Source organism: Psychrobacter sp. PP-21, assembly GCF_033790785.1.
Taxonomy (GTDB): domain Bacteria; phylum Pseudomonadota; class Gammaproteobacteria; order Pseudomonadales; family Moraxellaceae; genus Psychrobacter.
Map to the genome: position 1 here is coordinate 77,253 of NZ_JAMYEB010000010.1, position 20,337 is coordinate 97,589.

15 protein-coding genes are annotated in these 20,337 nt (G+C 43.9%); 8 read left to right on the forward strand and 7 right to left on the reverse strand.

What is annotated here, in order from left to right:
• Window positions 1-189 precede the first annotated feature (189 nt).
• Window positions 190-519 (forward strand): ArsR/SmtB family transcription factor, encoded by a 330-nt coding sequence (locus NJD71_RS09370; protein ID WP_319051704.1) that lies wholly within the window; start codon window positions 190-192, stop codon window positions 517-519.
• A gap of 101 nt (window positions 520-620) precedes the next feature.
• On the opposite strand, the gene NJD71_RS09375 is transcribed toward NJD71_RS09370, so the two are convergent.
• The 5 genes from NJD71_RS09375 to NJD71_RS09395 all read right to left on the reverse strand — a co-directional run bounded on the left by NJD71_RS09375 (window position 621) and on the right by NJD71_RS09395 (window position 6,001).
• Window positions 621-1,343, reverse strand: a complete 723-nt coding sequence (locus NJD71_RS09375; RefSeq protein WP_319051705.1) for a sulfate/molybdate ABC transporter ATP-binding protein — start codon at window positions 1,341-1,343, stop codon at window positions 621-623.
• Window positions 1,344-1,453: 110 nt separating this feature from the next.
• Complete coding sequence (gene cysW / locus NJD71_RS09380) at window positions 1,454-2,389, reverse strand: sulfate ABC transporter permease subunit CysW (RefSeq protein ID WP_319051706.1); 936 nt, start codon at window positions 2,387-2,389, stop codon at window positions 1,454-1,456.
• 1 nt (window position 2,390) lies between these two features.
• Complete coding sequence (cysT, locus tag NJD71_RS09385; protein WP_319051707.1) at window positions 2,391-3,275, reverse strand: sulfate ABC transporter permease subunit CysT; 885 nt, start codon at window positions 3,273-3,275, stop codon at window positions 2,391-2,393.
• Window positions 3,276-3,492: 217 nt separating this feature from the next.
• On the reverse strand, window positions 3,493-4,596 hold the full coding sequence (locus NJD71_RS09390) for a sulfate ABC transporter substrate-binding protein (protein WP_319051708.1): 1,104 nt from the start codon (window positions 4,594-4,596) through the stop codon (window positions 3,493-3,495).
• A gap of 283 nt (window positions 4,597-4,879) precedes the next feature.
• Window positions 4,880-6,001, reverse strand: a complete 1,122-nt coding sequence (locus NJD71_RS09395; RefSeq protein WP_319051709.1) for a sulfate ABC transporter substrate-binding protein — start codon at window positions 5,999-6,001, stop codon at window positions 4,880-4,882.
• Window positions 6,002-6,344: 343 nt separating this feature from the next.
• On the opposite strand from NJD71_RS09395, the gene NJD71_RS09400 reads away from it, so the two are divergent.
• Window positions 6,345-6,866 (forward strand): hypothetical protein, encoded by a 522-nt coding sequence (locus NJD71_RS09400; RefSeq protein WP_319051710.1) that lies wholly within the window; start codon window positions 6,345-6,347, stop codon window positions 6,864-6,866.
• A gap of 109 nt (window positions 6,867-6,975) precedes the next feature.
• Here the strand turns inward: NJD71_RS09400 and sat are convergent, their stop codons facing one another.
• Window positions 6,976-8,238, reverse strand: coding sequence for a sulfate adenylyltransferase (gene sat / locus NJD71_RS09405; protein WP_319051712.1), 1,263 nt, complete (start codon window positions 8,236-8,238; stop codon window positions 6,976-6,978).
• 326 nt (window positions 8,239-8,564) lie between these two features.
• Here sat and NJD71_RS09410 point away from each other — a divergent pair, with 326 nt between their 5' ends.
• The 3 genes from NJD71_RS09410 (at window position 8,565) to NJD71_RS09420 (ending at window position 11,592) form a co-directional block, all read left to right on the forward strand.
• Window positions 8,565-10,256, forward strand: coding sequence for a nitrite/sulfite reductase (locus NJD71_RS09410; protein WP_319051713.1), 1,692 nt, complete (start codon window positions 8,565-8,567; stop codon window positions 10,254-10,256).
• Window positions 10,249-10,869, forward strand: coding sequence for a DUF934 domain-containing protein (locus NJD71_RS09415; protein ID WP_319051714.1), 621 nt, complete (start codon window positions 10,249-10,251; stop codon window positions 10,867-10,869). The genes NJD71_RS09410 and NJD71_RS09415 overlap by 8 nt, the downstream gene beginning before the upstream one ends.
• Window positions 10,870-10,953: 84 nt before the next feature.
• The gene (locus NJD71_RS09420; protein ID WP_114700031.1) at window positions 10,954-11,592 is read left to right on the forward strand and encodes a phosphoadenosine phosphosulfate reductase domain-containing protein; all 639 of its coding nucleotides are present in this window, start codon (window positions 10,954-10,956) and stop codon (window positions 11,590-11,592) included.
• Between the two features lie 73 nt (window positions 11,593-11,665).
• Here NJD71_RS09420 and NJD71_RS09425 read toward each other — a convergent pair whose 3' ends face one another.
• Window positions 11,666-12,634 carry a WG repeat-containing protein gene (locus tag NJD71_RS09425; protein ID WP_102093561.1) on the reverse strand — a complete coding sequence of 323 codons (969 nt, stop codon included), beginning with the start codon at window positions 12,632-12,634 and terminating at the stop codon, window positions 11,666-11,668.
• Between the two features lie 246 nt (window positions 12,635-12,880).
• Between NJD71_RS09425 and cysG the strand changes: the two genes are divergently transcribed.
• From cysG to NJD71_RS09440, 3 genes are all read left to right on the forward strand, one after another.
• A complete protein-coding gene (gene cysG / locus NJD71_RS09430; RefSeq protein ID WP_319051715.1) occupies window positions 12,881-14,500 on the forward strand; it encodes a siroheme synthase CysG in 1,620 nt (539 codons plus the stop codon).
• A gap of 175 nt (window positions 14,501-14,675) precedes the next feature.
• A complete protein-coding gene (locus NJD71_RS09435; protein ID WP_319051716.1) occupies window positions 14,676-16,253 on the forward strand; it encodes an exonuclease SbcCD subunit D C-terminal domain-containing protein in 1,578 nt (525 codons plus the stop codon).
• 95 nt (window positions 16,254-16,348) lie between these two features.
• Window positions 16,349-20,212, forward strand: coding sequence for an AAA family ATPase (locus tag NJD71_RS09440; protein ID WP_319051717.1), 3,864 nt, complete (start codon window positions 16,349-16,351; stop codon window positions 20,210-20,212).
• Window positions 20,213-20,337: the final 125 nt, after the last annotated feature.

Sequence of the window (20,337 nt, forward strand, 5' to 3'; positions counted from 1 at the left end):
TAGTCGCAGCAGTATTACTATGTCTTGTTTCATCTATTTATGTAAGTGGATATAAGCGTGCATGTAACCGAATATTGTCGAAGGTAGTGAATTAACGATGAACTGTAATTTTGCTTATTTTTTAATCGATTTTGTAGATGACTGCTGTTATATTGAACCCCTATAAACGAAGCCCATTGGAATTTTCCTATGTCTGATAATAATTTTACGATACGACCTATTGATTTGTTTAAAGTCTTATCTGATCCGACACGCCTAAAAATATTTCAAATTCTTTTCAAAAAAGAAACACGTTGCGTGGGCGATCTAGTAGACATGCTTGATCAGCCGCAGCCCACGATATCGCGGCATTTGAACCATTTGAAAAAATTAGGTATATTAAGCTGTGTACGTGACGGTACATGGATGTGGTATGAGGTCGCTGATGATTTACCAGAGTGGTGTCGGGATATTCTAGACATCACTTATGATCAACTCGCCCCAAGTGATATCGATAAAGACGAGTCAAAACCTGCTTAAGTACCATAATAGCGACAGTCAAGTTCACTGTAGCTAAGATGATGAGAGCAGCCAATAAAAAAGCCTACATAAGTAGGCTTTTTTATTGGCTCGTCAACTGCTTATGTCAGATCTAAGAAGTCACTGATAAACGCATTGGCTGGCTGATGTATCAGCTCCTCTGACGTCCCTACCTGCTCTACTCGCCCTTGGTTCATCACCACAATCTCATCTGATACGGCGCGAGCTTCTTCTTGATCGTGAGTCACCATGATGCTTGTGATACCGAGCTCATGATGGATGTTTTTTAGCCAGGTACGTAGCTCCTTACGTACTTTGGCATCTAGCGCGCCAAATGGTTCATCAAGTAGTAATAGCTTTGGCTTTACAGCGAGTGCGCGCGCTAGTGCAATACGCTGACGTTGACCACCTGATAACTGATGTGGATAAGCATTGGCCACTTGTGGGAGCTGTACCAGATCTAGTAGCTCTGCCACACGTTTATTGATATCCGCTTTACTAGGTCGCTCATTTTTTGGCAGTAGAGTCAGACCAAAGGCGACGTTGTCTGCGATGTTTTTATGGCGAAATAGCGCATAATGCTGAAACATAAAACCAATATGTCGCTTTTGTACAGGGGTGTTGGTCACGTCCAGCTCATCAAACAATACCTGCCCAGAGTCAGCATATTCTAAGCCTGCGATAATACGTAGCAAAGTGGTCTTACCGCAGCCTGAAGGACCTAATAGCGTCGTCAACTTGCCAGTCGGTACAGTGATATTGATATTATCTAAAGCCGTAAAGTTACCGAATTTTTTATTAACGTTGCGAATCTCAATGCTCATAATCGTATCTCTTATTATGTCTTTTGTCGTATCGTAGCAAAATACTGGGCAGCTACTACATCAATCCTATTAACGCTGCCAAGTTGGATATCGTTGAATCGCGTCACTTATCACTTATCAACACTCTCAGCTGTTGCAGTCGTTGCATTGGCACTTACTGGTAGCTCAGGTACACTCGCTAAGCGCTCAGACTTTGCAAACTTACGTTCTTGCATTTTGGTCATGACTTGCTGAATCAATAGCGTTATCAAGGCAAGTGCGGCCAGTAAGCTCGATAAAGCAAACGCAGCAGTAAAGTTATAATCATTGTAGGCAATCTCAACCAATAGCGGCATGGTGTTGGTCTCACCGCGAATATGACCAGATACAACGCTGACAGCACCAAACTCACCCATCGCACGCGCATTGGTCAAAATCAAACCATACAGCAGTGCCCATTTGATATTAGGCAGTGTCACATGCCAAAAAGTCTGCCAACCACTCGCACCTAAGGTTAACGCTGCTTGCTCCTCGGAGTCGCCTTGGGTCTGCATCAGCGGTATCAACTCACGCGCAACAAAAGGAAAGGTCACAAATAGTGTCGCCAAAATGATACCAGGTACGGCATAAATCACCTGAAAGCCCATACTCTCAAGCCAGCCACCGATTGTAGAGTTCAGACCGAATAGCAGCACAAACATTAAACCGGCAACAACTGGTGATACTGAGAATGGTAAATCAAGCAACGTGGTCACCAGCTGCTTGCCTTTAAACTGGTAGCGTGTGACCAACCATGCAATCGCAATACCCATCACCATATTGATCGGCAACACAATGGCGGCGGTAATCAACGTAAGCTTGATTGCTTGTAGTGCTTCAGGATCAACTAATGAGGCAAGATATAACTGCCAGCCATTTTTGAACGCTTCATAAAACACAGCCAATAATGGCACCACAAGCATCAAGACCATAAACAGCACGGCAATAACAATAAAGGTGCGGCGTATCCATGGGGAATCTTTAGTCGCTGCGTTTTTTTGGTAGTCGTAGCTATTAGATATTTGCATATTAGCGAGCTCCTACACGGCGCGACAGTTTCCACTGCATGATATTAATGGTCAACAAGATAATAAACGATATGAGCAGCATAAATAGTGCGACCGCAGAGGCGCCTTGAATGTCAAACTGCTCAAGCTTACTGATGATAATGAGTGGCAAAATTTCAGACTGCATCGGTATGTTGCCAGCGATAAAGATAACCGAGCCATACTCACCAGTCGCACGAGCAAACATCATACCTGCACCCATCAGCAAGGCAGGCAATAACTCTGGCAAGATCACTTTACGAAATGTCGTGAGACGATTGGCACCCAAAACCGCAGATGCTTCTTCAAACTCGACTGATAGCTCAGCGAGTACTGGCTGCACGGCACGAACGATAAAGGGGAAACTGACGACGACCAGTGCCAACCAAATACCTATTGGCGTAAAGGCCACCTGAATATCAAACTTGGCAAACCATTGACCAATCAAGCCATTAGGCGCATATAGCGTCGCCAGTGAGATACCTGTGACTGCCGTTGGCAACGCAAATGGTAGATCGACCAAAGCATTGATGAGTGACTTTCCCCAAAACTCATAGCGAACCAGCACCCAAGCGACCAATGTACCAAACACCATATTGGTCAGCATCGCCAAAAACGACATCCATAAGCTCAGCTTGATAGCAGCAGTGACCTGCGGCTGAGTAATGGTATCCCAAAACCCAGTCCACCCCATCTGGGTTGTGGTATAGGCCATCATGGCAAACGGTAGTACCACCAATAACGACAAGCTAAAGACAGTTATACCCATGCTCAGACCAAACCCAGGTAGCACATTGCGCTGACGCAAACGGGTTAGCCAACCCTTTTTGTGGGCGGGTTTACTGGCAGAAGAAGATGTTGCACTCATAGTGATGTCCTATTGCCTAACTGGTGGTACTTAGCGAGGGTGCTCACCGTAAGACCATTATTACTATTGTTATAAAAATTATTATTGGTCGGCTTATGATATAAAGGACATAGTGCGTACGACCATGTCCTTTATGGGGTGCTTCATGACTGACTGAACTAAGCGTTGGTCAGTTTTAGTTGTGACGCAGTAGCGGCTCTAAATCATTGACTAACAATTACTGCGGTGCATTAATCGCTAACTGATCAAACACACCACCATCGCTGAAGTACGTGCTCATGATCTCGTCCCATGTGCCAAAGGCATCGTTCGGACGGAAAGTCTCAACTGGCGGCAGTTTGTCACCGTTTTTCTCAAGTACGCTTTGGACGCTAGGACGCAAGTATAGGTCAGCGGCTAGCTGCTGAGCTGGCTCACTCCACAAGTAATCAAGATACGCTTTGGCAGCATCTGTAGTGCCTTTTTTGTCTGTTACGGTCTTCACGACAGCCACAGGGCTCTCTGATTTGATTGAGTATTTTGGATACACGATATCGACTTGACCAGCACCAAAATCAGTTGCCGCTAGGTTGGCTTCGTTTTCAAAGGTCACCAAAACATCACCGATACCGCGCTGTACGAAAGTCGTCGTTGCTGCACGTCCGCCATTCTCATAGACTTTGACATTTTTTAGCATGTCTTTGACGTAGCCTTTAGCTTTTGTTTCATCTTCATTAAAAGCATGTAGACCATAACCATATGCACCTAAGAACGCATAACGACCGTTACCTGTGACCTTCGGATTGGCCATGACAATCTCAATACCATCCTGGGTCAAGTCTTCCCAGTCTTGAATATTTTTTGGATTGTCTTTACGTACCAAAAATACGATTGTACTGGTGAACGGCACTGCGTTGTCTGGGAATTTACTTTCCCAATCTGACTCAACCAAGCCTTTTTTCTCAAGTAACTCAATATCAGAGCCTTGGTTCATAGTGGCAACATCTGCTTGTAGGCCGTTAGCAACAGACAATGCTTGCTTGCTTGAGCCGCCATGCGATTGCTTAATTAAGATATCGCTGTCTGGGTTCTCAGCTTTATAGTGCTCAACAAACAATGGGTTGTAGTCTTTATAAAAGTCACGTGCCACATCGTATGAGACATTCAGTAGCTCAATGCTCTGCCCTTCTGCTGCTGCACCATCAGCGTTAGCAGCCGCATCAGTCGTCTCGCTATTGCTACAGCCAGCCAGACCAAGTGTTAAGGCAACGCCAGCAATACTTAAGGCACTGAAGCCACTGAGAGTTTTACTTTTTTGTTGATAACCGGCTATGTCTGTCATAAATACCTCGAAGATGTCTGTTGTGTGATGCAAGTATGCTAACAGTGCCATCTTATTATGTTTAATGATGAATATGCGTATGTTATTGCCAAAAGGGAATAACAAGCGGACAACTCTAAACATATCAATAATTTATCGCACTGCAAGTTATGTATAACTGTTGGTTTAGCAATGGACAGTGTTGCTACTGGCACAAATGCGATCTGCCTTACATATGCCTTCTTGTATGTACCTTAGTAATGATAGGCAAGATAGACAGTTCTACAAATTAGATAATCAGCGGCTACTTGCTGCTCGTCTTGGTGCTCGCCAACTGATCAAAACGGCCGCCATCGACAAAAAATCCATCCATAATTTGGTTCCATGAGCCAAAGACCGTCACAGGATCAAACGTCTCGATATCAGGTAATGTATTTTTGTGAGCAGCTAGGACTTGCTCGTTACTTGGGCGCATGTACATCTCTGCCATGAGCTCTTGTGCAGGTTTGTCCCATAAACCTTTCAGATAAGCATTTGCTGCTGCCGTCTTACCTGATTTTTCAGTTACTGCCGTGACCACTGCTACTGGGTTGGCGATGGTAATAGAGTAACTTGGATAGACGATATCGACCTGACCTTTGGCAAACTGTTTGGCCGTCAGATGCGCTTCGTTTTCGGTCGTAATCAGCACATCCCCTAAGCCGCGCTGAGTGAAGCTGGTGGTCGCTGCACGCGCGCCATTGTCATAAGTGACTACGTTTGCTAGCAGCTTTTTGATAAAGCCATCAGTTTTAGTAGGGTTTTCGCTGCTCTTTTCTTTAAATTGGTGCAGCCCATAGCCATAAGCACCTAAGAACGCATAGCGTGCCGTGCCACTGGTCTTGGGGTTAGGGATGACGACTTCGACATCATTACGTGCCAAGTCCGACCAGTCTTTAATGTTTTTTGGATTGCCCGTACGAACCAGTAGCACCATCGTACTGGTATAAGGGACAGCGCCATTGGGTAACGCTTGCTGCCAGTCAGTGCTGACTAAGCCTCTCTCGACCAATAAGTTCATATCGGTTTCTTGATTAAAAGTCACCACATCAGCCTGCAAACCATTGGCCACGGACAGTGCTTGCTTACTTGAGCCACCATGTGATTGGTTGACCTTTACCTCGCTGTCTGGATGGGTTTTGAGATATTCAGTACGAAATAGCTCGTTGTAGTCTCTATAAAAATCGCGAGATACGTCATAAGAGACATTGAGCAGGCTAACGTCTTGTGAGTCGTTATTGCCAGCTGCGGCGGCATCATTCTGTGTGGCTTCAGTTGGGCTACACCCGGTCATTATGGCCGCTGCAGTAATGATACTGCTGATACCAAGAGTCTTGGCAGATAGGCGGCTGTCACTCACGAACTGAATGCTTATTGTTTTTGGCATGAGATTCTCAGTAAAGGTAATAGAACGTTTGTGCCAAAATAATTTTTACTATGAATGACTATTTTGGAGGACGTTTTTATTTTTGGGTTTTGGGGAGGATGAAAACTATGCTATCAGCATAAATAGCAAACGCTTAGTGACGAATTCGCTTATCGAATAGTGATGTTGGCATAAGTGCTGTTATTCGTCTGAGAGCATAAGGAATAAAAAGGGCACATCACTGCTGGCAGGTTTATTCAGTAGACTATAATTTGGGTAAGCGGTACCATTATTTGTATACGATAAATTTTTCAGACCCTAGTAATTTGAATCTTTACCTTTTTACTTGACCAAAGGCATTTATATGACTCTTTCGTACCGTCGCTTTTATTCTGCTGGTAGGCTCATGATGATCACCTCTACCCTTGTAACTTTAATAGGTTGTAATAATGTGTCGCCTACTATGAATAGCGCTAATCAAAGCACTATCAAATCAGTAATTAGTTCAGTAGATGAAGTTTTTGCAGACAAACTTTCAGCGGATTATGCTTCTGCAGACTACGATAAACGTGCTCAAGGCTATGACTGGGTTGGCGTAAAGGTACGAGCAGAGAGTGATCAGCAGATTGATATTAAAGTTCGTTCACGCAGCGATATTAAAAAACCTACTTGTCACTTCGATGGCAAGGCGACACTCATGGGGCAAGATGCCGCTCACGGTACGATTTTTCAGGCACAGGTAAATGACAGCACCGCCTTTTTTCAATTTAAAGATGACACTCTCACCATCGACAGTACAGACAAGTATGCACTGAACTATTTTTGCTCAGGTGGTGGCTCGCTTGCTGGAGAATATAAAAAGTTGGCAGCAGGTCTAGAGATCTAATAGTCAGCGCTGGTGTTTGGAAATAGTAGAAAAAAAGGTGCCAGACCATAAGTCTGACACCTTTTTTATAACTGGTTTCGTACGCGTTATTTATACTGATGACCAGTCGTTATACCGCAGACGCCCCTGTTAATTTAACTTCAGCACGTTCTTCGCGAGCGATACCGGCGTAGTAATCACGCAAAATCTGTAATACTTCTGGACGACTAAAATTATCTGGCACATCCATGTCTTCTGATAGTGCTTTACGCAGTTTAGTACCTGAGACTTTAACGTGCTCGGAGGCATCGTGCGGACAAGTCTTGTCAGAGGCCATCGCATTACAAGCATTACACCAGAACGTCCAGCCAATTTTTAGTGGTTGGGTGATAAGGTCATCTTTACCAACATGTTCAAAAATCGTTTGCGCATCAAACGCACCATAGTAATCACCCACACCCGCATGGTCACGGCCGACAATCAGGTGGCTACAGCCATAGTTTTGACGGAATAGCGCATGCAGTAGCGCCTCGCGTGGACCGGCATAGCGCATGTCTAACGGATAACCCGCTTGGATAACAGTATCTTGTCTAAAGTAATTATCGATTAGCGTTTTGATGGCTTCTTGACGGACTTCTGCTGGGATATCGCCCGGCTTTAGCGCGCCTAGTAATGAATGAATCAATACACCATCACAGATCTCAATTGCAATCTTGGCCAGATATTCGTGTGAGCGGTGCATTGGGTTACGTGTTTGGAATGCAGCCACTGTTTTCCAGCCTTTAGCGTCTAAGATTGCGCGAGTCTCTGCGGGCGTTTTGTAGATCTCTGGATATAGTGTTGGGAACTCGCCTTCGCTAAGTACTTCGACACGACCGGCAATATTGACAGCTTCTTGATTCAGTACTTGCTGCACACCTGGATGCTCAGAATCGGTAGTTGTAAATACTTGCTGGCACTCGTGCTCTTTATCGATAGTGTAGGTTTCTTCTACTGTCAAGATACCCATGACTTCGCCATCTTGAGCAACCAAGGCTACTTTGTCACCTTGACTCAAACTTTCCGCAGTCTCTGTTGGCGCAGATAGAGTGATAGGGATTGGCCAAAACAAGCCTGCGTTTTCGCCGCTCTGCAAGCGCATGTTGTCTACCACGCCCTGCCAGTCCGCTTGATTCATAAAACCATTTAGTGGCGTGAAGCCGCCGATACCGAACATGATCAAATCGCCGCGCTCACGTGAGCTGAGGGTGATAGATGGCAATGTGCTGGCAAGCTCTAACGCTTGAGCACGCGCATCATCATTCAATAATAGTGGCTTGAGTACTTCACTGCCATGTGGCGGAACCAATTTTGATTGGGTTTGGCTTGTAGTCTGATTTGTGGTCTGAGACATATAGTTATTGAAACCTCTTATAAAAGAAACGGTCGAATAAACGAAGCGTTATATAAAAAATGAGCAATAAAATACCTAATAGAAGATAAATAAAGCGATAATAGTTAGGCATTGAATTTGATACGCATAGGCTACCTAACTTTCGTTATGAAAATTTATGCTGTGTTTGGATATGGATATGTCTGAAAGGAATTTATGATTCTGAGTGCAAGCTTATATCATGTATAGCTGAATTATGCGCATTGCACCCGGCAATAAAACCTATTACACACGCAAATCATTTTCGTCGCTGATTTTAAAATTAAAAACAAAACTGAGATTACGTCATGTATCAATATAATTACGCTGACCAGACTTTGGTAGAGGAACGAGTTGCCCAGTTTCGCGACCAAACTGAGCGATTTTTGGCAGGTGAGCTGCCAGAAGAGCAGTTTTTGCCACTGCGACTGCAAAACGGCCTTTACATCCAGCGTTATGCGCCAATGTTGCGTATTGCCATTCCTTATGGCTTACTTGCCAGCTATCAATTGCGAAAATTGGCTGAGATTACCCGCAAGTATGATAAAGGCTACGGGCACTTTACCACGCGTACCAATATCCAGCTGAACTGGCCAAAGCTTGAAGATGTGCCAGATATCCTAGCTGAATTGGCATCGGTACAGATGCATGCCATCCAAACCTCAGGCAATTGTATCCGTAATACCACAACGGATCCGTACGCTGGTATTCATAAAGAAGAGATTGCTGACCCACGTCCCTATTGTGAAATTATTCGTCAGTGGTCAACCTTCCACCCTGAGTTTGCTTTTTTGCCGCGTAAATTTAAGATTGCTGTGATCGGTACCAATGATGACCGCGCAGCAACGCAAGTACACGATGTCGGTCTACACGTAAAAACCAACGATGACGGTGAGATTGGTTTTGAAGTATTGGTTGGTGGCGGTCTTGGACGTATTCCTGTCCTTGGCAAAGTTATCAATAAATTCTTGCCACGTCAGCATCTGCTGAGCTATTTAGATGCTATCTTGCGTGTCTATAACTTGCATGGCCGCCGTGACAAAGGCAGCAAATACAGATCTCGTATCAAAATTTTGGTCGAAAGCATGGGCGGTCCAGCGTTTGCCAAATTGGTCAATGCTGAATGGGAAGCCCACACCAAAGACGGCCCACTTACCTTGACTGATGAGAACTTTGTAACAGCGACTGGTTTCTTTAGTGAGCCTGACTATGCATCGTTCGACGCACTACAAGTACAGTCTGAGCTACAACAGCAACTAAACGCTGATAGAGACTTTGCCAATTGGTACAACCAAAACACCGTAGCGCATAAAGTAGCAGGTTACCGTGCAGTCGTAATCTCGCTTAAAGCGGGCTTGGTTGATGGTAAATACGTACCATCTGGTGATGTCAGTGACTCGCAAATGGATGCACTCGCTGATCTGTCTGATAAATACAGCTTTGGTGAGCTGCGCGGTACGTATCAGCAAAATCTAGTATTCGCTGATGTGCAGACAAATAACCTTTATGAGTTGTGGCAGCAGCTGTCCGACCTACATTTAGCGCGTGCAAACATCAATACCCTAACAGATATGATTGTTTGCCCAGGTTGGGACTATTGCTCGCTTGCCAATGCGACCACCCACAACATCGCTGAGCAAATCGAAAAGCAATTCGATGATCTTGATTATCTATATGATTTGGGTGAGATTCGCCTAAACATGTCTGGCTGTATCAATGCCTGTGCGCATCATCATACAGGCGATATTGGTATCTTGGGTGTAGATAAAAAAGGCGAACATTGGTATCAAATTAGTCTTGGCGGTAACTCTAGCGACGATGCCAAACTTGGCAAAATCTTAGGAAAATCTGTGCCTGCTCTTGAGGTTGCCAACACTATACAGCAGATCGTTGATGTCTATGTGGACTTACGTGCCAGCACTGATAATGATGTAGAAAGCTTTGGGCAATTGGTTGAGCGCGTTGGTATTGATCCATTTAAGGAGAAGGTCTATGGCTAATCACCATATTTTGGACAGTCATGGCGTCGATATTGGCAGTCAAGATACATGGCATGTACTTACTACTGATGCACTGCCAGAGAGCATTGTATCGACCAACATTACGTTGCTTGAGCTACTACAAAAACAAGAAAAACCTGACGTGATCGTGCCACTCGTTGATCTATTAGATACGACAGGCGCACAGGCTGGTGGTCTGATTAAAGAGGTTTATGAGCTGATCGTACAGCACAGTAGCCGACTTGGATTATGGGTTACTGCCGATACTGACGCTGATGCCCTAGAAGGACTTAGTGAGTTCTTATCAACGCACGCGCTTATCGTGATTGATGTGCCGAAATTCGCTGATGGTCGTCACTTTAGCTTTGCACGTACGCTGCGCCAAATCGGTTACACAGGCGAGATTCGAGTGGCTGGCGCATTTGGCCGCGATCAAATTGCTTATATGTTACGCACGGGCGTTGATAGCTTTGTATTGAGCGAGCATGACCTAGAAGCTGACTCTAAGTTTGGTATTGAGCAAGCTTTTACCGCCCTTGCCAGTAGCTATGACGGTCGAAGCGCTTCAGATTTACCGATGTTTGCACAACCGTCAGAGACTTCAGTTGCATAGCTGTCGCATTGACCATTAATTTTATAGTCATACCTAATATTTTTAATCAAAACTTTTATATTAACAACAATTAAGGAACGTATTATGAGCCAATTACACCCAAACCTAGACCTTGACCAAGCCAACCAAGACCTGCAAGGCAAGTCACCTGAGCAAATCGTTGAGTGGGCACTGACTCAAGCAAAGAACCCAATCATCACGACCAACTTCCGTCCATATGAATCAGCAATTTTGCACTTGGTTGCTAAACAGCGTCCTGATATCACAGTATTGTGGGTAGACTCAGGCTACAACACTGATGCTACTTATCAGTTTGCCAACAAGCTTATCCATGACTTGAACCTAAATGTCGTTACCTACATTCCTAAGCAAACGGCTGCACACCGTGACGCGACGATGAATGGTATCCCAGGTATCGATAACCCACAGCATGACGAGTTCACTGAGCAAGTTAAACTTGAGCCGTTCCGCCGTGCATTAGATGAGCTAAAGCCAGATGTGTGGTTCAATGCTATTCGTAAAGACCAAACTGAATTCCGCCAAGGTCTTGACGTACTTAGCTTATCAAAAGACGGCGTACTAAAGGTAGCGCCATTGTTTGAAAAAACAGATGCTGATCTAGACGTATATCTAGAAGAGCATAACTTGCCAAACGAGCATGACTACTTTGATCCAACTAAGGTAGAAGAAAGCCGTGAGTGTGGCTTGCATACTCAGCTGTAATTTCAGCTGTTTATGAATTTGAAAAGCCCTTTCTTTTATTTAAGAAAGGGCTTTTTTCAGTTTTTCATTGGACTTAAAACTTTTTTTCTACACGTTTACCTTGTCTATTAATGTAGAACCATTCACCATCTTTTTTGACATAGGCGGTACCATCTTTAAAAGGATCAATAAATGGAATGTCATCATAGTCTAATTCAATTGCTACATCACCATTTTTGTCAATAAATCCATGCTTACCGTTATCATAGACAAGTGCTAATCCGTTAATGAAGGGGAAGACCATTGCATAGTCTAGCTCTTTGACTACTTGATTCGACCTATTAATGATCATAAACTTATCATCATTATTAACGACGGCTAAACCACCTGAAAACCAAGTCACACTATAATATTCAATGGGTATCACGATATTATTTAGCCTATCTATAAATCCGAACTTTTCATTTTTTTCAACCGCTGCTAGGCCTTCTGTAAAGGAAATAGTAGAATCATATTCATAAGGAATAACTAACTTATTATTAATATCAATGTATCCATACTTCCCTTCGTTCTCAACTGCAGATAAACCCTCATTAAAACCCATTAAATCATCGTACATTATCGGAATAATTATCTGTCCCTGTTTATCAATGACTCCTCTTCTATTATCTACCACAACCACAGCTAAACCATCTTCAAATGGATAAGTAAGGCTGTATTTGAGAGGTATAACAACTTCACCCTGCATATTAATGTATCCGGATAAGTTGTCCTTATGAACACTTGCTAGACCTTCTACAAAAGCAATTGGAAAGTCATACTGTGTTGGTATTTTTATCACACCTTGCTTATCGATGAATCCATACTTACTACCTTTTATTACGGGCGCGAGTTCACCATCAAACTCACAGTGTTCATCAAATACAACCCCATTTGGTAACTTATAACCTTCAGCCAACGCGCATTCTGCTAGTACATCTGAACTAACTAGCAACCCTAAAATAAGTCCGAAAAAGACAGTACTTGATTTTTTTAGTCTATTAAACGTATTGTTTTGACTCATTATGATGCCTTCATAATTGTTCTGAATTAAAAAATATAAAATTATGCCCTTCTAAACCTCTAGTACGCCTATCATATCTCATAAAATCTATTCCCTTTCTCACAAAAAACCATCATTAACATGACAAAAACGAATATACTAATGCCAATTCACTAGGTGAGAGTGTGCCTGTGATACCTCATAATGGCGACATTCCTTATATCTTTTCTACCTTTTATAATAAACAATTAAATATATGGTGACATTATGAACACCTTCCCGCTATTTTTTAAATTAGAAGACCGTAAAGTGCTCATAGTGGGCGGCGGCGAAGTGGCACTGCGTAAAGCGGATTTGCTCAGCCGTGCAGGCGCCTGTATCACTATACTTGCACCTGATATCAGCCATGAGCTACAAGCTTTGCTAACTGATGATAAGCACCAGTTTATCTATGAGAATTATAATAAAGCTTATATGTCAGGTGCACGGGTCATCATTGCTGCGACTGACGACGAAACACTGAACCATGAGATTCATGCAGATGCGACTGAGCTAAACATTCCAGTCAATGTGGTCGATACCCCGCATTTATGTGACTTTATCTTTCCAGCCATTATCGATAGAAATCCTATTGTGATTGGTATCTCATCAAATGGTAAAGCGCCAGTATTGGCACGGCTATTACGGGCACGTCTTGAGACCCTAATCCCGCAAGGCTATGGTAAATTGGCCAAACTGGCTGGTGACTTCCGCAGTGAGGTAAAAGCAAAAATACCCACACTCACTGGGCGTCGTCAGTTTTGGGAACGCGCGTTTGAAGGTCAGGTCAGCCAGCTCATGTTTGCTGGTAACGAAACAGAAGCTACTGCCCAGTTGCAAGCTGATTTAGATAGTACCGCAGCTGCTATTCATCATAAAAACCATTCTGATGCCCCAGTAAATACAACGCCTACGCTATCAGATGATTCAGATAACAAAGCACCTCCTGTCGGTGAAGTCTATATCGTTGGTGCAGGTCCTGGTGATCCGGAGCTATTGACGTTTAAAGCGCTGCGTTTGATGCAGCAGGCTGATATTGTCTATTATGATGCCTTGGTATCGCCACAAGTGCTGGATCTTTGCCGTCGTGATTCTGATAAAGTATTTGTCGGTAAAAAACGCAGTAACCATACGGTCGCACAGCTTGGCATCAATGAGTTGTTGGTTAATAGCGCCAAAGAAGGTCGCCGTGTCGTTCGTTTAAAGGGCGGTGATCCTTTTATCTTTGGTCGCGGTGGCGAGGAGATTGAAAGCTTACGAGCAAACAATGTGCCCTACCAAGTTGTACCGGGTATTACCGCTGCCAATGCCGCGGCAAGTTACGCTGGTATTCCCCTCACCCACCGCGATCACTCACAGTCCGTACGTTTTGTGACAGGGTTCTTGAAGGCTGGCGCACCCAATAGTAATTTTAAAAATTTCTTAAACACTGATGAGACCGTCGTGTTTTATATGGGCTTGCACTCGCTGGCACGTTTGACCGAAGGTTTGGTTGACGCTGGTCGTAGCGCTGATACACCCATTGCTATCGTCTCTAATGCGAGCATGCCCAATCAGCAAGTACTGACGGGTACGCTTGCCACGATTGTTGCCAAACAAGAGGACGCTCAGCTGCCCACGCCTGCCCTACTTATTATGGGAGATGTGGTTAGTCTGCATCATGATTTGGCTTGGTATAACTTGCAAAATCAGCAACACAGTGAGGCTTTGGCTAAGAACTGGCTGCGTGGAGGAGTCACAGGCGAAGCGACTAAACAGCCTATAGACCAGCAAGCACATGCACTATCGATGGTAGCAAACCTCGCGATGCAGCAAGAGGATGGACCCGAGCAACTGATTATTGATTAGCCTTTCCCTACTATGTAAAGCTTATCAGCAAAAAGTTTTGCTCCAGAAAAAAAATAAAACCCTGCCAATAGATGATTGGCAGGGTTTTATTTTGGCAACAGAGAAAATCCCAACGATTCTTGCTAGAATGAAAGCTACCTAACCCCTGTTCTGACGTTTAATAATAAGCCAAACTATGCCCCCATCTATTGCTTCTAAATATACCTCTACTAAACCTTTAAAAATATTGCACACGTCCGATTGGCACTTGGGTCGACGCCTATATGGTCGTCTGCGTTATGAAGAGTTCGAGGCGTTTTTACAGTGGCTAGAAGACACCATTAGCGCACAGCAAGTGGATATATTGATTGTCGCAGGTGACATCTTTGATACCATGACGCCCAGCAACAAAGCCCAAGCGCTATATTATGAGTTTTTAGGTAGGGTCTCACGCTCCTGCTGTCAGCATGTGGTCATTGTCGCAGGCAATCATGACTCACCAACATTTTTGGATGCGCCAAGCAATGTACTCAAATTTTTGAATGTCCATGTGATAGGCACAGCTTGTGATGATTTAGAAGATGAAGTACTGGTCTTAGGTGATGATGATAACAATCCTCATTGCATCATCGCCGCTGTACCCTACCTGCGCGACCGTGATGTACGTAGCAGTAGCGCTGGCGAGTCTGCGGATAGCAAAGACGCCAATGTTATCAAAGGTATTCGCGCCCACTATGATGCAGTAGCAAGTATTGCAAAAGAACAGCAGGCAGAATTAATAAAAACTCATCAACGGCATATTCCTATCATTGCCACAGGTCATCTATTCGCAGCAGGCGGCAAGACAACCGACGATGATGGCGTGCGCGATCTCTATGTTGGCTCACTTGGCAAAATCTCTGCTGATATGTTTGATGAGGGTTTTGATTATGTCGCCCTTGGTCATCTGCACGTGCCGCAGCGCGTTGGTGGCCGTGAGAGTATTCGTTACTCAGGTTCACCTATCGCCATGGGTTTTGGAGAGGCCAAGCAACAAAAACAAGTACTACTTATACAATTTGGCAATTCTGAATCTTTTGATAATGACAGCTTAAGTCTAAACGTTCTCCCTCAGCTTGCCAGCACAGACGCTCCTGTCCAAACCGCAAAAATTGAAAAGCCAATAGAAAAAACAGCTAAAAAAGTAGTTAGCAAAGTAGAGCTGTTTATGGACGATTTGTTTGGTTTTGACGAGCCAATGGAAGATACAGAAGCAGAAAAAACAGTGATTCCCAATGGCACTTCTACTCAGCAAGATCAAAGCAGTCAAACAATACCTGCTAAGGCTACCACTACCAATAAAATGCTGCACCGAAACGATGCCAATCAGATGCAAGTAGTTTCCCTGCCCATTCCAAAATTCCAACAGCTGGCGCAGATATCTGGTGACCTGCCTATAATCTCACAAACGATAAAATCGCTCACTCCAGCTGAATCTGTTTGGTTAGAGGTGGTTTATACGGGTGACGAGATTGTGAGTGACTTACGTGAGCAAGTACAAGCGATGGTAGATGGCTTGCCATGTGAGGTGCTAAAAATTAAGAATACCTGCACTTATAACAAAGTACTAAATCAGCAGCAGACTTCCGAAACCTTGCAGGATTTAAATGAGATGGAAGTGTTTGAGCGCTGCTTGAATCTAAATGGCGTGGCTGAGTCGCAAAAAGATTCGTTGCGCGATGCCTATGGTCAGATACTCTATAATCTACGTCATGAGGACAAACAGGCAGAATGACATGAGTTTTAAATCATGAGTACATTTCTACTCTTTTTGTTTTACTTTTTCAAATTTCTTGCAGCTGCTGCTATCACTAATAATAAGACACATCCATGCGCCTAATCGAACTCAGACTCAAAAACCTTAACTCCCTCAAAGGCGAATGGCATATTGATTTTGCTGACACCGCCTTTACTGATGAAGGTATTTTTGCCATCACGGGACAGACTGGCGCTGGCAAGACCACCATATTGGATGCGATTTGTTTGGCGCTATATGGTGAGACACCAAGAATTAATAGTATTAGCAAAAGTAGCAATGAAGTCATGACGCGGCAAACAGCGGAATGCTTCGCTGAAGTCGTGATTGATTTGAATGGTGAGCAGTACCGTTGCCGCTGGGGACAGCGCCGCGCTTACAACAAAGCGGACGGCAATCTGCAAGACGCAACTCATGAAATCGCCAAGATACACGTTGATGATCCTTCAAAAAAAGATGAGCTGCTAGAAAGCACTCTAAAACATACTAAGAATAAAATCATTGAACTGACTCGGATGGATTTTCAGCAGTTCACTCGCTCCATATTGCTCGCTCAAGGCAGTTTTTCAGCATTTTTGAAGGCAAAAGCCGATGAACGCGCCGATATTTTAGAAAAAATTACAGGTACTGATATTTATGCCACTATCTCAGCACATGTCCATGATAAGAAACGCACTGAGGAAGAAATCCTCAACAAGCTACAATACGGTTTAGATGGCTTAGCGCTTTTAGATACTGCCGAAGAAAGTCAATTAAGAGCCGAATTGCAGTCATCTCAAAGTGTTCAAAATACGCAGCAGAAAGACATTCAAAATTTGGCAGAAAAAATTAAATGGCTAGATAGTGTTGCAGAAGCAAAAGAAAAACTGAGTAGCTATCAACGCAATCTTGATAGTGCCCAGCAGGCGCAGCAAGATTTCATCCCTAATGCCAAGCGTCTGACTGCTGCCAATATGGCGTTAGAGCTTGATAGTCAGTTTAGCCAGCTGACTCATAGCCGCGACAACCTAAAACGCTTGCAAGATGAGCAGCAGCAGATAAATCAGACATTACCGCAGCAAAAAGACCATCAAAAACAAGCCACCACTCGTCTAGAGTCCGTACAAGTCCGAGTGCAAACGGCTAGCAACGTATTACGGGATACTCTGCCCGATATTGCAAAGGCGCGTAAATTGGATACAGACATTGCGCAGAATAGGTACGCTTTAGAAGAGACTGAACAAAGACAACACGCTTTATCTATGAGCACTCAGCATTTGCGTCAAGAAATAAACGATCATAAAAAGTCAGCTGAACATAATCAAACTCAGTTAGTAGAGGTAGAAGGTTATCTCACAAATAATAACGAGCTTAGCGACATTGACAGCGATATTGCTAATTTTGAGAGTTATTGCAAACATCTAAAGTCATTGCTACAAGATAATGTTGACCTAAACATCAACAAAACCAGCCAGCAAAGCGATATAGAGCAGTATCAAAGCCGTCTTAAGACCTTGCATGAACAGCAAGAGAGACAAGTAATCGAAGAACAATCGCTGCAAACCAAGACCACAGCATTGCAACAAGAGCAAACCACTTTAACTGAAGTACAATCTTTATCTGAAATGCGGAATGAACAAGAGCAGATCGATAACCTCAGTCGTCAACTTGAACAAGTGGGGCTAAAAGCAGATCAGCTTAATGAGATTAGCGCACAAGCCAAAGACATAGATATCACGCTACCAGTGATAAAAAACGAGTTAGTAGAATTGGCTAACATCATTGATGATACAGTGTCTGCTATCCACGCTGCTAAAGACAAGCGGCAAGACAAACAAGCACAGCTGTATCTACTACAAAAAGTAGCCACGCTAGAAAGTCACATTGCCGATTTAAAAGACGGTCAACCCTGCCCCCTATGTGGATCGCTTGAGCATCCTTATCACACAAACCATCCCCACGTTGTGTCAGATACCGAAGCGGAGCAGATTCAGCAGCATATAACAGATTTAGACACTACCATATCCAATTTGGAAAACCGATTATCTGCGCATCGTATCAGTCAGGCGACCAAACAGCAGCAGCTTGAGCAGCAGCAAGATCAGAAAAAATTGCTACAAGATCAAGCACAAAAACTAGCGGCTGATACCAATCAGTCAGTCCGTTTGGTGCTTGATGGAAGCTACTCGCCATTTATCGCGGCAACGATACTGCCATTGCAGCAACGTGAGCCACAGGTAAATATACTACCTCTATTAGATCGTATTCAACATCAACTTGCTGAACGTAGAATTGCTCTTAAAGACACGCTGTTCAACTACGAAACACTTGGTGAGAATCTATCTACCATACGCGATGACATAAGCGCGCTAGCACAACAGCAGCACAAGCTGGCAAGCGACATTGGTGAGATTGAGACGGATATCAAAATCAAGTCCGCGAGTATAGATAATATTAACAAAGAGGTTCACGATAACTTCTCCAAATTGGTAACTCTCAAGAATGACATTGTACAGTTGTTAACGAAATATACTGCTGGCACGTTTCAGTCAAAGGCACTAACGCAGATATGCGCCTCGCAGCCCACTTTATCCCCCTTGATGGAGAGTATCGATAATCAAACCGTATTGGATGAGGCAGATTATCAGGCACATATCCATACCTTGCGTCAGCAGCACGCGGCACTACTCACCATAAAAAATGAATTCAATCAATCTAAAGAAACACAGCAAACGCTGACGACAGTATTAGGTCGTCTAAACATACAGATCGATACCAAACAAACCCAGTTGAATAACAACCAACAGGAGCTTGATAAGCTGGTTAAGCTCGTGACTGAAAAGACAGAGACGCTTGAACAGCTAAAAACAGCCAGAGAAGATGTTTTTGCTGATAAAGACCCTGAAGCAGAAGAAAAGCGTTTGCGTGAGGCGTTAGAACAGTCTCAGATTGAGCAAACCTCTGCACAGCGGCAGCTCGATAACTCTGAGCTTGAGCTTAAACAGTTGCTTAACAAACAATCTCACGTGACTGAGCAAGTGACCACCGTAATAGGTGCGCTCAATACTCAAGAGGACGCTTTTAAATCAATACTTGCCGCCTCCAATTTCATCGATGAAACGGATTTTGCGAATGCGCGCCTGCCCATTGATGAACGTCATACGCTCAAGCAGCAGCAAGAACGTATTGATTATGCGCTAAAGCAAGCGCAGTCTCTATTAAAAGAAACAGAGAAAGCATTGGAAGATAAGCAAGCTAACCCGCTGACAACAGACGACAAAGAGACACTCACTCAACAGCACACTCAAGCACAAGAAGCGTCTAATAAACGTATAGAATCGATTGGCGCTATTAGTCAGCGACTAAAAGACAATGAGGATAAGAAAAGCACCCAACAGGCACAGATAGAGGCCATCAATGCTCAAAAGGATAAGCTGCAAGTGTGGCAACAACTACACAAATTGATTGGCTCATCCGATGGCAAAAAGTATCGCACCTTTGCACAGGGTTTGACCTTTGACCTCATGGTTAATCATGCCAATACTCAGCTGCAAAAAATGAGTGACCGCTATCTGCTGGCGCGTGATGATGACAGCCCACTTGAGCTCAATGTCATTGACAACTATCAAGGCGGTGAGATTCGTAGCACCAAAAACCTCTCAGGCGGTGAAGGCTTTATTATTAGTCTTGCTCTAGCACTCGGACTATCACAGATGGCCAGTCAAAACATTCGCGTGGACTCGCTATTTTTGGATGAAGGCTTTGGGACATTGGATGGAGAGTCTTTAGATATTGCGCTGGATACGCTGACTAATTTGCAGCAAGAAGGAAAATTAATTGGCGTGATATCCCATGTGCAGGCATTAAAAGATCGTATTTTGACCCAAATCAAAGTAGAAAAGCTCTCAGGTGGATTCAGTCAGATAACAGGACAAGGCTGTCAGCGAATCGCGAGCTAACGTTTTGTTATTGCACGCGTCTCATAAGGCAAAAATAAAAAACCACCGAACATTGCGCTCGGTGGTTTTTTTGAACATACGGCTATTTTGTGTTTAGTGGCTAATCATTCAGCTACTCGTTACTT